This window comes from Streptomyces sp. NPDC005878, from assembly GCF_040629815.1.
Lineage (GTDB): Bacteria > Actinomycetota > Actinomycetes > Streptomycetales > Streptomycetaceae > Streptomyces.
This window is the reverse complement of the sequence record NZ_JBEXWK010000002.1, coordinates 59800-72198: the sequence shown is the minus strand read 5'-3', so window position 1 is coordinate 72198 and position 12399 is coordinate 59800. Positions and strand designations below refer to the sequence as shown.

The following is a 12399-nucleotide window of genomic DNA, read 5'->3' as shown; positions in this document are numbered from 1 at the left end:
ATCGTCAGACCGCCTCTTCCTGACGGGCGGCCGCGAGGCGGACCGCGTCGAGGATCTTCTCGTAACCGGTGCAGCGGCAGAGGTTGCCGGAGAGTGCCTCGCGGATGTCCTGGTCGGACGGGGAGGCGTTGCGCTCCAGCAGCTCGTCGGCGGCCACCAGCAGACCCGGGGTGCAGAAGCCGCACTGGACGGCTCCGGCGTCGATGAACGCCTGCTGGACCGGGGAGAGCTCGCCGGTCTCGCTGCTGCGGCCGTCGGCGGGCTTGGCCTGCCAGCGCTGGGCGGCGTCGATGGAGGTGCCACAGGAGCCGGAGGCGCAGGCGCCGCCCGGGTGGGTCTCCTCGCGGTGCTTGGCGCAGTCCGCCAGGCCCTCGACGGTGACGACCTCGCGGCCCTCGACCTGGCCGGCCGCGACCAGACACGCACACACCGGCACGCCGTCCAGGCGGACCGTGCAGGAGCCGCACTCGCCCTGCTCGCAGGCGTTCTTCGAGCCCGGAAGGCCCATGCGCTCGCGCAGGACGTAGAGGAGGCTCTCGCCCTCCCAGACGTCGTCGGCTTCCTGCTTGCGGCCGTTGACCGTGAAATTGACGCGCATGGTTATGCAGCTCCTTCAAGCGAGCGGCCGGTGCCGCGGTACTGCTCCCAGGTCCAGCCGAGCGTGCGGCGGGCCATGATGCCCACGGCGTGCCGGCGGTACTTGGCCGTGCCTCGTACGTCGTCGATCGGGTTGCAGGAGGCGGAGGCGAGCTCCGCGAACTGCTTGGCGATCGAGGGAGTGATGATCTTGCCGCTCTCCCAGAACCCGCCCTCGTCGAGCGCGGCGTTCAGGAACTCCTCCGCCGCCTTCGCCCGGACCGGGGTCGGGGCGGCGGAGCCGATGCCGGTGCGGACCGTCCGCGTCTCGGGGTGCAGGGCCAGGCCGAAGGCGCAGACCGCGATGACCATCGCGTTGCGGGTGCCGACCTTGGAGTACTGCTGGGGGCCGTCCGCCTTCTTGATGTGGACGGTCTTGATGAGCTCGTCCGGCGCCATCGCGTTGCGCTTCACACCGGTGTAGAACGCGTCGATCGGGATCAGCCGCGAGCCGCGCACCGACTCGACCTCGACCTCGGCGCCCGCGGCGAGCAGCGCCGGGTGGGCGTCACCGGCCGGGGAGGCGGTGCCGAGGTTGCCGCCGACACCGCCGCGGTTGCGGATCTGCGGGGAGGCGACGGTGTGCGAGGCGAGCGCCAGGCCCGGCAGCTCGGCCCGCAGGTTCTCCATGATCTGGGTGTACGACACGGACGCGCCGAGCCGTACGGTCTCCTCGCCGGTCTCCCACGCGCGCAGCAGCTCGATGCGGTTCAGGTCCAGAAGGTACTCGGGCCGGCGGTGGTCGAAGTTGATCTCGACCATCACATCGGTGCCACCCGCAATGGGCACAGCCGTGGGGTGCTCGGCCTTGGCGGCGAGCGCCTCCTCCCAGCTGGCGGGGCGAAGGAAGTCCATGAGTGGCTCTCTTCTTCTCAATCGGGGTCGTTCGCGCGGGTCCCGGGGACGGCCGGCCCTTGGCTGATGAAGTCGTTCATGTGCTGTTAACGCGGTGTGGCCCCAGTACACAAGCCTCACTCCGCCGGGTGCAGTCACCGAAACCATGAAGGAGTTGGCTGGTCTCCATCTACGTCTTGTAGATTCGTATGAAAGGCGGTGCTCAGTAACCCCACCGCTTTCCACCGGCAACAACAAGACAGATCGGCGGCGACACGCGATGCGGCTGCGCGCACTTCTGGAGACCGACGCGCTGGGGCTGCGGCTGCTCGGCGGCGACGACGAGCTGGACCGCACCGTACGCGGTGTGATGACCACCGACCTGCGCGATCCCAGCCGGTATCTCTCCGGTGGCGAGCTGGTCCTCACCGGCCTCGCCTGGCGCCGCGACGCCGACGATTCCGAGCCATTCGTGAGGATCCTAGCCGGGGCCGGGGTGGTGGGCCTGGCGGCCGGCGAGGCCGAGCTGGGCGCGATCCCGGATGACCTGATCCGTGCGTGTGCACAGCACCGGCTGCCGCTCTTCGCGGTGAACGAGTCGGTCGCCTTCGCCACCATCACCGAGCACGTGGTGCGCCAGGTGTCGGGCGAGCGGGCCGGGGATCTGGCGGCCGTGGTCGACCGGCACCGGCGGCTGATGACGTCGGGGCCCGCGGGGGGCGGCCCGGAGGTCGTCCTGGACCTGCTCGGCTCCGACCTGGACCTGCGGGCCTGGGTGCTCTCCCCCACCGGCCGGCAGATCGCGGGCGCGGGCGAGCCGCTCGCCCCGGCCGTCGCCGCCACTCTCGCGGGTGAACACCTCGGCGCGACCCGCACCGGCCGCCGGGGCCCGCACCGGGCCGTGGTCCACGGCACCACGTACTCGCTCTTCCCCATCCGCCACAGCGGGCGCGGGGCGGCGCCCGCCGCCCGTGACGTGCGCGAGACGGTCCTGTCGGACTGGCTGCTCGCCGTCGAGGCCGACGCCGCCGACTGGCCCGCCGCCCGGCTCGACCTGCTCCAGGGCGTCACCCAGCTGATCGCCGTGGAGCGCGACCGCCGCGACGCGGCCCGTACGGTACGCCGCCGGCTCGCCCAGGAGGTCCTGGAGCTGGTGCAGACCGGGGCCGCGCCCGCCGAGATCGCGGCCCGGCTGCGGGTCGCCGCCCCCGTGCTGCTGCCGGGCCTCGGTTCGGCGCCGCACTGGCAGGTCATCGTGGCCCGGGTCGACTGGAGCCAGGCGGCGGCAGCCGCCGCGGAGGTCGCGGGCGGCCCGGTCGCCCAGGCCCTCCTCGAGGAGATCCTCGTCGACCCGGCCGTGGCGGGTTCCGACTCCTCCGACCGGATCGCGGTCGCCCACGCGGGCGACGAGGCCATCGCGCTGGTGCCGCTGCCCGCGGCCGGCCCCGAGGGCACGGAGGCCGGGCTGCACGCGGACGCGCTGCTCGCGGCCGTGCAGGCACCGCTCTCGGCGGGCCTCGCCGACGACGGGCGCCTGACACTGGGTGTCAGCGCCGCGGTGCACTCCGCCGAGGGGCTGCGCGGGGCCCTGGAGGAGGCCCGGCACGCCCGCCGGGTCGCCGCCGCCCGCCCCGGCCGGGTCTGCGCGGCCGGCCACCACGAGCTGGCCTCGCACGTGCTGCTGCTGCCGTTCGTCCCGGACGACGTGCGCCGCGCCTTCACCGCCCGTCTGCTGGACCCGCTGCGCGACTACGACCGGCGCCACCGGGCCGAGCTGATCCCGACCCTGGAGGCGTTCCTCGACTGCGACGGGTCCTGGACCCGCTGCGCCACGCGCCTGCATCTGCACGTCAACACCTTGCGCTACCGGGTCGGCCGGATCGAGCAACTGACGGGGCGTGATCTTTCGCGTCTGGAGGACAAGCTGGACTTCTTCCTGGCCCTGCGGATGAGCTGAGGGGGCGCGCGGGCGGCGCGACGGACCGGGAACACCACCGCGACGTACCGCAATTCGCCGTTTGTGAAGGAATTCACGCGTGGCCCTTGGCCCGGCGTGCCAATCCGTGCTGAGATTCGCCACACGAACCAACAGCTCGGACTCAACGGCTCGATGGCGCGCTCGGGGAGGGCAACGTGGCGTACTCCGCCATGTCTGATTCCGGAACGACTGCGGAGAACGGGGATCCGCTCGATCCGCTCCATCCACTGCAGACCGCCGTGTGGCGGCTGCGCTCGCGCGGCTGCTGGACCGACGCGGCCGCCCTGCTCGAACCGCACGGCGCCGAGCCCGCCGCGGCGCTCCAGCGGGCCGCGCTGCTCACCGAGCGGTGCCTGTACACCGGGGACGGCTGGGCCGAGGCCGAGGAGGCGCTGCGCGGGGCGGAGGCGGTGGCCGGGGACGACGAGGAGCGCGGCGCGGCGGCGTGCGAGCGGGGCCAGCTGGCGTACGCCTCGACGCTGCTCGGGGTGCGCGACCGGGCCGACGAGGCCCGCTCGGCGCTGGGCCGGGCGGCCGCGCTGATCGCCCCGGCGGCGAAGGGGAGGGCGCTGCTCGACTTCCGGCGGGGGCTGCTCGCCGAGAACGTGGCGGACGCGCCGCAGGCGGCCCGTGCCGCGTACCGCCGCGCGCACGCGGGCGCCACCGCGCACGGTGACACCCTGCTGCTCTCCTTCACCTGGCGCCATCTGGCCGGACTCGCCCTGCGGGACGGGGAGTTGGCGGAGGCGCGGCACGGCTTCGCGGAGTCGCTGCGGATCCGGGAGGAGCTGGGCTACCTGGTCGGTACGGCCCCGGCGCTCGCGGCCCTGGCCGAGGCCGAGCCCGAGCCGGAGGCGACCCGTCTGCGCACGGAGGCGGCACGGCTGTTCCGCCTCCTGGGCGGCGTCCCGACGTGGCTGGCCACCCACTTGACCCCGTCCCCGGCGACGACCTGAGCGGCGCGGTTCGCCGGCGGGCCGGGGGTGGCTGGGCCACACGGTCCCCCGCGCCCCTCAAAACCCCCGTTCACCTGCGGGCGGCCGGGGCCTGGTCGCGCAGTTCCCCGTGCCCCTGAAGCCCCCGGTCGTCTGCGGACCGTGCCCGCTTGCTCGCGCAGTTCCCCGCGCCCCTCAAAACCCCCGTCCGCCTGCGGGCGGGCGGCGGCAGGTCGCGCAGTTCCCCGCGCCCCTGAAAGCCCCGGTCGCCTCCGGCCCGGTGGACGGCTGGGCGCGCAGTTTCTCGTGTCCCCGGACGTCTGTCTGTGGCTTCGCTGGGTGTTCCGGCTGCGGCGGGGTGCCCAGGGGCGCGGGGAACTGCGCGAGCAGGCACGACGGACCCGCAGCCGGTACACAGCGGAACGCACCCCGCCGCGCCCAGCCTCAAAGCGCCGACCCCGTGAAATGTTCCCGCACCAGCGCCTGCACCACCGTCAGGTCCTGGGCCGTGAGCGCGTCCAGCAGTGCCAGGTGCTCGGCCGCGTCCGCGACCAGGTCCGCCCGGCGGGCGACCGGCGCCGCCGTCAGCGGCCACTGCGAGCGCCGGTGCAGATCCTCCGCCACCTGGAGCAGCTGCCGGTTCCCGGCGAGCGCCAGGACCGCCCGGTGGAAGGCCCGGTCGGACTCCGCGTACCCCGCCCGGTCCCCGACCGCCGCCGCCTGCGTGGTCGCCTCCGCCAGCGGCCGCAGCTCGGCCCAGCGGGCGGCGGGCACGGTCCGGGCGAGCCGGAGCATCACCGGCACCTCGATCAGGGCGCGCACCTCGGCCAGCTCGGCCAGCTCGTGCGGAGTGCGCTCGGTGACCCGGAAGCCCCGGTTCGGGACGACCTCGACGGCCCCCTCGGAGGCCAGGCGCTGCATCGCCTCGCGGACCGGGGTGGCGGACACCCCGAAGCGCTCGCCGAGCACCACCGCCGAGTACACCTCGCCCGGCACCAGCTCGCCGTCGACCAGCGCGGCCCGCAGCGCCTCCAGGATCTGGCCGCGCACCGAGTGCCGGCGGACCCGGGGCGCGGGCGGCTCGCTGTGGGTGTGCTCACCGCGCGCGGACGCCTCCCGTACGGCGGAGACCGCCCGTACGGCCGAGGCCTCCCGGGTCTGTGCGGGCACACGGGCGGCCCCGGACGGCGCTGCCGCCGCCTCGCGCGCTCTGCCCCGCTCCACCCCAGACCCTCCTACCGCTCGGTATTCCCCCAGCACCATAGGCGGACAAAGCGACAGTTCAAACATCGCGCGCATCCGCTAAGGTAAGCCTTACCTGCAAACGATCGCGATTCGGTGGTCCCTGCATGACTGTGTCGACGCTGCTCCCGAGCCCCCTGGCCGCGTCCTACGCCCGCCTCGCCGACGTCTACCCCGGCGTCCGGGTCCAGGAGCTGGCGGACGGCGAGCGGGCACCCCGGTCCTCGGGCTGGGTCGGCGCGGACCAGCTCGCCTCCGGCGGGGACGCCCTGGACACCTTCCTCGGCTGGGACGACGAGCAGGTCCTGCGCGACTACGGACAGCGGGCCCGCCCCGACGTCATCGCCTCCTTCGGCTTCCACCGCTACGCCTGGCCCGCCTGTCTGCTGATCACGGTCCCGTGGTTCCTGCACCGCCGGGTGCCACGGGTGCCCGTCGAGGCCGTGTCCTTCCAGCGCACGCTGGGACGGCTGAGCGTGCGGGTGCGGGAGTTCGCCTGCCTGCCCGGGGACCCGGCGGCGACGCTGCCCGGCGCCCGGGTCGTCCCGGACGAGGAGGCGCTGCGCGCCGAGGTCCGCGCGGCCGTCGCCGAGCACCTGGGCCCGGTGCTGGACGGCTTCGGACCCCGGATGCGGCGCGGCCGGCGGGCGCTGTGGGGCATGGCGACCGACGAGGTCGTCGAGGGCCTGTGGTACGTGGCGGCGCTGCTCGGCGAGGAGCGCCGGGGCATGGCCGAGCTGGAGCGGCTGCTGCCCGGCTCCACCCGGCCGTATGTGGGCGCCGCGGGCTTCCGCGAGCTGAGCGGACCGTCCGGCGAGCCGCTGCCGACCCGCGACCGGGCAAGCTGCTGCCTCTTCTACACCTTGCGCCCCGAGGACACCTGCGTCACCTGCCCGCGTACGTGCGACGCGGACCGAGTGGCCAGGCTGAGCGCCGCGTCCTGAGCCCACGCCACCCGTACGGGTGAGTCGGATTCGAACCCAACTCCCCACCTGGCGACGCCAGTTCGAGCAGATCGCACCTATCCGTATGCCACCGGACGCCAATGGCGGCCTCTTCCCCCGAAAACGCCTGCGGCCGCGCGCGGCAGGAGCACTATGGCGCCCGGAACGCCTTACGTGATTCAAGGGACACCGCATGCGACTGACCGACATATCTCTGGACTGGCTGCTTCCGGGCGGCGTGATGATCGTGGGGGTCGTCGTGGCGTTGGTCGTCCTCACGCGTGGCAGGCGCGCGGGTGAGAGCGCGTCCGGCGACGACAGCTGGGAACGCAGTGAGGAGCGCCGGCGCCGCAAGGAAGCCGTCTACGGCACCGCCTCCTATGTGCTGCTGTTCTGCTGCGCGGCCGTCGCCGCCGCGCTCTCCTTCCACGGTCTGGTCGGCTTCGGCCGGCAGAACCTCAGCCTGACGGACGGCTGGGAGTACCTCGTCCCGTTCGGCCTCGACGGCGCCGCCATGTTCTGCTCGGTGCTGGCGGTGCGCGAGGCCAGCCACGGCGACGCGGCACTCGGCTCACGGCTGCTGGTGTGGACGTTCGCGGGCGCGGCGGCCTGGTTCAACTGGGTGCACGCGCCGCGCGGCATGGCCCACGCGGGCGCCCCGCAGTTCTTCGCGGGGATGTCGCTCTCGGCGGCGGTGCTCTTCGACCGCGCGCTGAAGCAGACCCGCCGGGCGGCGCTGCGCGAGCAGGGCCTGGTGCCTCGCCCGCTGCCGCAGATCCGGATCGTCCGGTGGCTGCGGGCCCCGAGGGAGACCTTCGGCGCCTGGTCGCTGATGCTCCTCGAAGGGGTGCGGACGCTGGACGAGGCGGTCGAGGAGGTGCGCGAGGACCGGCGCGCCAAGGAGCAGAACCGGCTCCGGCGGCGCGAGCAGGAGAAGCTGGAGCGGGCCCATCTGAAGGCGCTGAGCCGGCAGGGCCGGAACATGGGCCGGGTGCGGCCGGGCGGCCGTCAGGTCGATGTCCCGTCCATGGCCGCGGGCGCGGGCTCCGGGCAGCCGAAGGCTGTCGCGGAGCCCGCCATACCAGAGCCGGGACAGCTGCCTCTTCGCAACCGGCCCTCCCTTCAGGCCGTCATGGACGCTGAGTCCACGGCGGCGTCCCGCACCGTCGACCTCACGGCCGAGGACGACACCCAGACGCTGCCGCGCCTGGACCATCTGGAGCGCAAGCTCAAGGATCTGGAGCAGCAGTTCGGCTGAGCCCGGCCCGTGGGCCCAGCCGGACGCCGGTGGCGGGAGCGGTCTCAGGCCGTCCCGTTGCCGAGCTCGAACCAGACCACCTTGCCCGCCTCGTGCGCGCGAACGCCCCAGGCGTCCGCGAGCGCCTGCACGAGGAGCAGGCCCCGGCCGTGCGTACCGTCGTCGGCGGACGGTACGTACGGTTCGGGGAGTTCCGGGGTGGAGTCGTGCACCTCGACGCGCAGCCCCGCCGGAGCCACGGTGGCCGTCACCACGGCTCCCTGGTCGGTGTGTATGAGCGCGTTGGTCACCAGCTCGCAGGTGAGCAGTTCGGCCACCTCGACCGGTCCGCTGTGCTTCCAGTGCCCCAGCAACTCCCTCAGCGCGCGCCGCACTTCGGCCACCGCCGTAAGGTCCGACCGCCCCACCCTGTGCCGCAGCTGCCCCTGGAGCAGCGCACGCGCCCCCGTGGCGCGGAACGTCCCGCTCGTCTCGGGCCCGCCCCCTCCCTGACGCTCAGTCATAGCCCCCACCCGCACGTCGTCACGTCCCTTTCCGTCTCGAACACCCTCACGGGATGCATGCCCCGGTGACCCCCCGTCACGCATGGTGATTCCGCAACAACCGACGGGATACACCCCGGGAGCGGTTCCACGGCCGGGGGTCCGGATGCGGCCAGGTCGCGGCTGAGGAGGGTGCTCCAAGGCAGCGCCCCTTACCCACAGGCGACTCACAGGGCGAAGGGGGCCGCCCGCCCTCGATTCCCGTGTGGGGAGCGGTCGACGCCCGCGGTCCCGCACGCCGTACGACCGTTGGGCGGGCAGACGCGCCGACCAGGGCGCATCGCCTCATCGCCGGGCCGCCGGGTGGACACCTGCCCTACGGGTCTACGGCCGGGGCACGTTGCGCAGATTGGAACGGGCCATCTGGAGCATCCGGCCGACTCCGCCGTCCAGCACGATCTTGCCGGCGGAGAGCGCGAACCCGGTCACCATCTCGGCGCTGATCTTCGGCGGGATGGAGAGCGCGTTGGGGTCGGTGACCACGTCGACGAGGGCGGGCCCCTTGTGCCGGAAGGCGTCCTTGAGGGCCCCCGCGAGCTGCTTGGGCTTCTCGACCCGTACGCCGTAGGCACCGGCCGCGCGGGCGATGGCCGCGAAGTCGGGGTTGTGGTTGGCCGTTCCGTACGACGGCAGCCCGGCCACCAGCATCTCCAGCTCCACCATGCCGAGCGAGGAGTTGTTGAAGAGCACGATCTTCACCGGCAGGTCGTACTGGACCAGGGTCAGGAAGTCGCCCATCAGCATCGAGAACCCGCCGTCGCCGGACATCGAGATCACCTGGCGGCGGCGGTCGGTGAACTGGGCGCCGATCGCCTGCGGCAGCGCGTTCGCCATCGAACCGTGGCTGAACGAACCGATCACGCGGCGCCTGCCGTTGGGCGAGAGGTAGCGGGCGGCCCAGACGTTGCACATCCCGGTGTCGACGGTGAACACCGCGTCGTCGTCGGCGAGTTCGTCGAGGACCGAGGCCACGTACTCGGGGTGGATCGGCACATGCTTGTCCACCTTGCGGGTGTACGCCTTGACGACGCCCTCCAGCGCGTCGGCGTGCTTCTTCAGCATCTTGTCGAGGAAGCGCCGGTCGGTCTTCTCCCGCACGCGCGGGGTCAGGCAGCGCAGCGTCTCCTTGGTGTCGCCCCACACCCCGAGGGCGAGCTGGGAGCGCCGCCCCAGCCGCTCGGGCCGGACGTCGATCTGCACGATCTTCACGTCGTCGGGCAGGAACGCGTTGTACGGGAAGTCCGTGCCGATGAGGATGAGCAGATCGCACTCGTGGGTGGCCTCGTAGGCGGCGCCGTATCCGAGCAGTCCGCTCATGCCGACGTCGTACGGGTTGTCGTACTGGATCCACTCCTTGCCGCGCAACGCGTGGCCGACGGGGGCCTTGACGCGTTCGGCGAACGCCATGACCTCGGCGTGGGCGCCCGCGGTGCCGCTGCCGCAGAAGAGCGTCACCCGTTTGGCCCCGTCCACCAGCCGTACGAGCTTGTCGATCTCCGCGTCGCCAGGGCGCACCGACGGCAGCGCGGTGACCAGCGCGTGCTCGACGGCCTTCTCCGGGGCGGGCTCCGAGGCCACGTCGCCCGGCAGCGCGACGACGCTGACGCCGCCCCGGCCGATGGCGTGCTGGATGGCCGTCTGGAGCAGCCGGGGCATCTGCCGCGGGCTGGAGATGAGTTCGCAGTAGTGCGAGCACTCCTGGAACAGGTGGTCGGGGTGGGTCTCCTGGAAGAAGCCGAGGCCGATCTCGGAGGAGGGGATCTGGGAGGCGAGGGCGAGGACCGGGGCCATCGAGCGGTGGGCGTCGTAGAGGCCGTTGATCAGATGGAGGTTGCCCGGGCCGCAGGAGCCGGCGCAGGCCGCGAGGGTGCCGGTGAGCTGGGCCTCGGCGCCGGCCGCGAAGGCGGCGACCTCCTCGTGGCGGACCTGGATCCAGTCGATGCCGGGGGTGCGGCGGATTGCGTCGACGACGGGGTTGAGGCTGTCGCCGACGACGCCGTACATCCGCCGCACCCCCGCGCGGGCGAGGATGTCCACGAACTGCTCTGCCACGTTCTGTTTGGCCATGGCTCCCATTCATCCACGGGCCGCCGTCTCACGCCTCCCAGACGGCGACCGCCGTACGGTCGTCGGCGTACCCCTTCACTCTGAGCTGGACGTCGGCGAGGAACGCGGGGAGCCCGGGCGGCTCCTGCCCGGTCCACCGCTCGGCCAGCTCCTTGGCGAGCGCGGGCTCGCCCCGCAGCGGCTCGGCCAGCCCCCCGCCGCACAGCAGCAGGGTGTCGCCCGGGCGGGCGACGGAGGCACGGAAGCGGAAGGGTTCGGCGGGCGGGGGCGGCGGGTCGATGTACGGGCGGGCGGGCTCGACGGTGTGCAGGTCCATGGTGAGCCGGTCGCCCTCGGCGGTCTCCGAGGGCGGTGAGCCGAAGCCGACGACGGGTGCGCCGCTGATCTCGCCCGGCTCGGGCGCGGCGGGCTCGATGTCCTGCCAGACTCCCCCGCGCAGCCGGAACAGGCCGCCGGGACCGACCCCGAAGAAGACCCGGGTGCGGCAGCCGGGGTCGGCGGAGAGCAGCAGACAGCGCAGGCCCGCCGTGTACTCCTCGGGCTCCGCGCCCAGTTCGGCGGCGCGGGCGCGCAGCCGGCCGTAGCTGCGGTCGGTGAGCCGGTGCAGTCCCGACTTGAGGTCGCCCCGGCGCCCGGCCCTGATGTCGTCGGCGAGCCGGGCGTGGCTGCGCCCGATGGCGCCGCCGATCCAGCGGCAGGCGTCGGCGGCGGCGAGGTGTGCGCCCTCGAAGGTGCGCGTCCCGCTGGCGACGGCGACCAGGACCAGCGCGTCCTCGCCGTTGCCGAACCGGGCGGTCAGCAGGGCGTCGCGCCGGGGTTCGCCCCGGTAGCGGGCGGAGTCGCCGCGTACGGAGGCGGCGCGCAGGACGTACGCGCCGTACCGGGCGCCGTCCAGGACCGTGTCCGCGACCAGCTCACCGAGGCCGTCGGGCCGTGCGGCCGGCAGCGCGGTGGGTTCGGCGTCGTAGGTGGGCGGCCGGTCCCCCACATGACCGACACGCACCCGGGGCGCGGGAGGCTGGGGCGGCGCGGGAGGCTGGGGCGGCGCCTCGGACGGTGCGGCGACGGGGGCGGGAGCGGGGGCGGGGGCGGGCGGATCGGGCGGCGCCGGGGGCGGCCCGGCCGCGGCCTCTGCGGCGGGCGGATCGGGTGGGAGCGGCGGTGGCGGCCCGGCCGGGGCCTCGGCGGTGGACGGATCGGATGGTGGCGGTGGCGGCCCGGCCGGGGCCTCGGCGGTGGACGGCTCCAGTGGAGGCGGCGGTGGCGGCTCGCCCGGGTTCTCACCGGCCGCCGGTCCGGGTGGCGGCGGGGGGAGGGCGGGCTCGTACCCGGGTGGGGGCGGGGCCAGGGGGGGAAGGGAGTCGGCGGGTTCCCACCACCCGGCCGTTCGGCGGGAGCCGGGCGGCGCCGTGCCGCCGGGCGGCTGCCACGGGGCCCTGGGCGGTGGCCCGTTGGGGGCGGGGGCCGGCTCCGCCGGGTCGGGCGCGGGGCCGGCGGGGTCGTGCGCGTCCCGTGCGGCGGGCCGATCCGGCACGCGCGACGCGCACGGCGCGGAACCGTCCTGCGGCGACCGGGGGTCCGGTACGGGCGGACTCACCGCCCGGGCAACGGACTTGAAGCGGTCGTCGAGGGTGTCGCCCGCGGTCGCGGGCGCGCTGTCAGGGGCGGGCTCGTCGTACAGGCGAGTCCACCAGTCGTCGTCCGAGGTGCGCCTCTCCCCCTGCTGACTCATGCCCCTATTGTCCACCGCACGGGCCGCACGAAAACCGTGGAACGGGTAAAAGTGGTCAGCACACAAATCCGCACCCCGTACGGGGACACGAGTCGACGCGCCTCCGCCGGGCGGCCCTTCCCCCCACGAGAGGGCCGCCCGGCGAAGCTCTGCGCGGGGCAGCCCACCGACCGCCCGCCCCTTCACAGGACGGTCGCGGTCGCCGCTCCCGGAGTCGTACGCCATAACGGG

Annotated in this window: 10 protein-coding genes; 4 read left to right on the top strand and 6 right to left on the bottom strand. The window is 74.1% G+C overall.

The genetic code is table 11. The features are described 5' to 3' along the window. Nucleotides 1-4: 4 nt before the first annotated feature. Entirely contained in the window at nt 5-598 is a 594-nt protein-coding gene (locus ABZ404_RS03940) for a (2Fe-2S)-binding protein (RefSeq protein WP_358836190.1), read from the bottom strand. Between the two features lie 2 nt (nt 599-600). Further along, entirely contained in the window at nt 601-1491 is an 891-nt protein-coding gene (locus tag ABZ404_RS03935) for a xanthine dehydrogenase family protein subunit M (RefSeq protein WP_358836191.1), read from the bottom strand. Nucleotides 1492-1750: 259 nt separating this feature from the next. On the opposite strand from ABZ404_RS03935, the gene ABZ404_RS03930 reads away from it, so the two are divergent. Together ABZ404_RS03930 and ABZ404_RS03925 are read left to right on the top strand one after the other, a co-directional pair. Next, entirely contained in the window at nt 1751-3427 is a 1677-nt protein-coding gene (locus tag ABZ404_RS03930; protein WP_358990111.1) for a PucR family transcriptional regulator ligand-binding domain-containing protein, read from the top strand. Between the two features lie 191 nt (nt 3428-3618). Further along, nucleotides 3619-4404 carry a hypothetical protein gene (locus ABZ404_RS03925; RefSeq protein ID WP_358835580.1) on the top strand — a complete coding sequence of 262 codons (786 nt, stop codon included), beginning with the start codon at nt 3619-3621 and terminating at the stop codon, nt 4402-4404. A gap of 423 nt (nt 4405-4827) precedes the next feature. Here the strand turns inward: ABZ404_RS03925 and ABZ404_RS03920 are convergent, their stop codons facing one another. Further along, complete coding sequence (locus ABZ404_RS03920) at nt 4828-5607, bottom strand: GntR family transcriptional regulator (RefSeq protein WP_358835581.1); 780 nt, start codon at nt 5605-5607, stop codon at nt 4828-4830. A 125-nt stretch (nt 5608-5732) separates the two neighbouring features. Between ABZ404_RS03920 and ABZ404_RS03915 the strand changes: the two genes are divergently transcribed. Both ABZ404_RS03915 and ABZ404_RS03910 read left to right on the top strand, forming a co-directional pair. Continuing rightward, nucleotides 5733-6569: a (2Fe-2S)-binding protein gene (locus ABZ404_RS03915; RefSeq protein WP_358835582.1), complete on the top strand. Its 837-nt coding sequence runs from the start codon at nt 5733-5735 to the stop codon at nt 6567-6569. 193 nt (nt 6570-6762) lie between these two features. Next, entirely contained in the window at nt 6763-7827 is a 1065-nt protein-coding gene (locus ABZ404_RS03910; RefSeq protein ID WP_358835583.1) for a DUF2637 domain-containing protein, read from the top strand. Nucleotides 7828-7871: 44 nt separating this feature from the next. Here the strand turns inward: ABZ404_RS03910 and ABZ404_RS03905 are convergent, their stop codons facing one another. The 3 genes from ABZ404_RS03905 to ABZ404_RS03895 form a co-directional block, all read right to left on the bottom strand. After that, the gene (locus tag ABZ404_RS03905) at nt 7872-8330 is read right to left on the bottom strand and encodes an ATP-binding protein (protein ID WP_358835584.1); all 459 of its coding nucleotides are present in this window, start codon (nt 8328-8330) and stop codon (nt 7872-7874) included. Nucleotides 8331-8693: 363 nt separating this feature from the next. Further along, nucleotides 8694-10436 carry a pyruvate dehydrogenase gene (locus tag ABZ404_RS03900; protein WP_358835585.1) on the bottom strand — a complete coding sequence of 581 codons (1743 nt, stop codon included), beginning with the start codon at nt 10434-10436 and terminating at the stop codon, nt 8694-8696. A 28-nt stretch (nt 10437-10464) separates the two neighbouring features. Continuing rightward, nucleotides 10465-12168: a protein phosphatase 2C domain-containing protein gene (locus tag ABZ404_RS03895; RefSeq protein ID WP_358835586.1), complete on the bottom strand. Its 1704-nt coding sequence runs from the start codon at nt 12166-12168 to the stop codon at nt 10465-10467. Between the last annotated feature and the right edge of the window lie 231 nt (nt 12169-12399).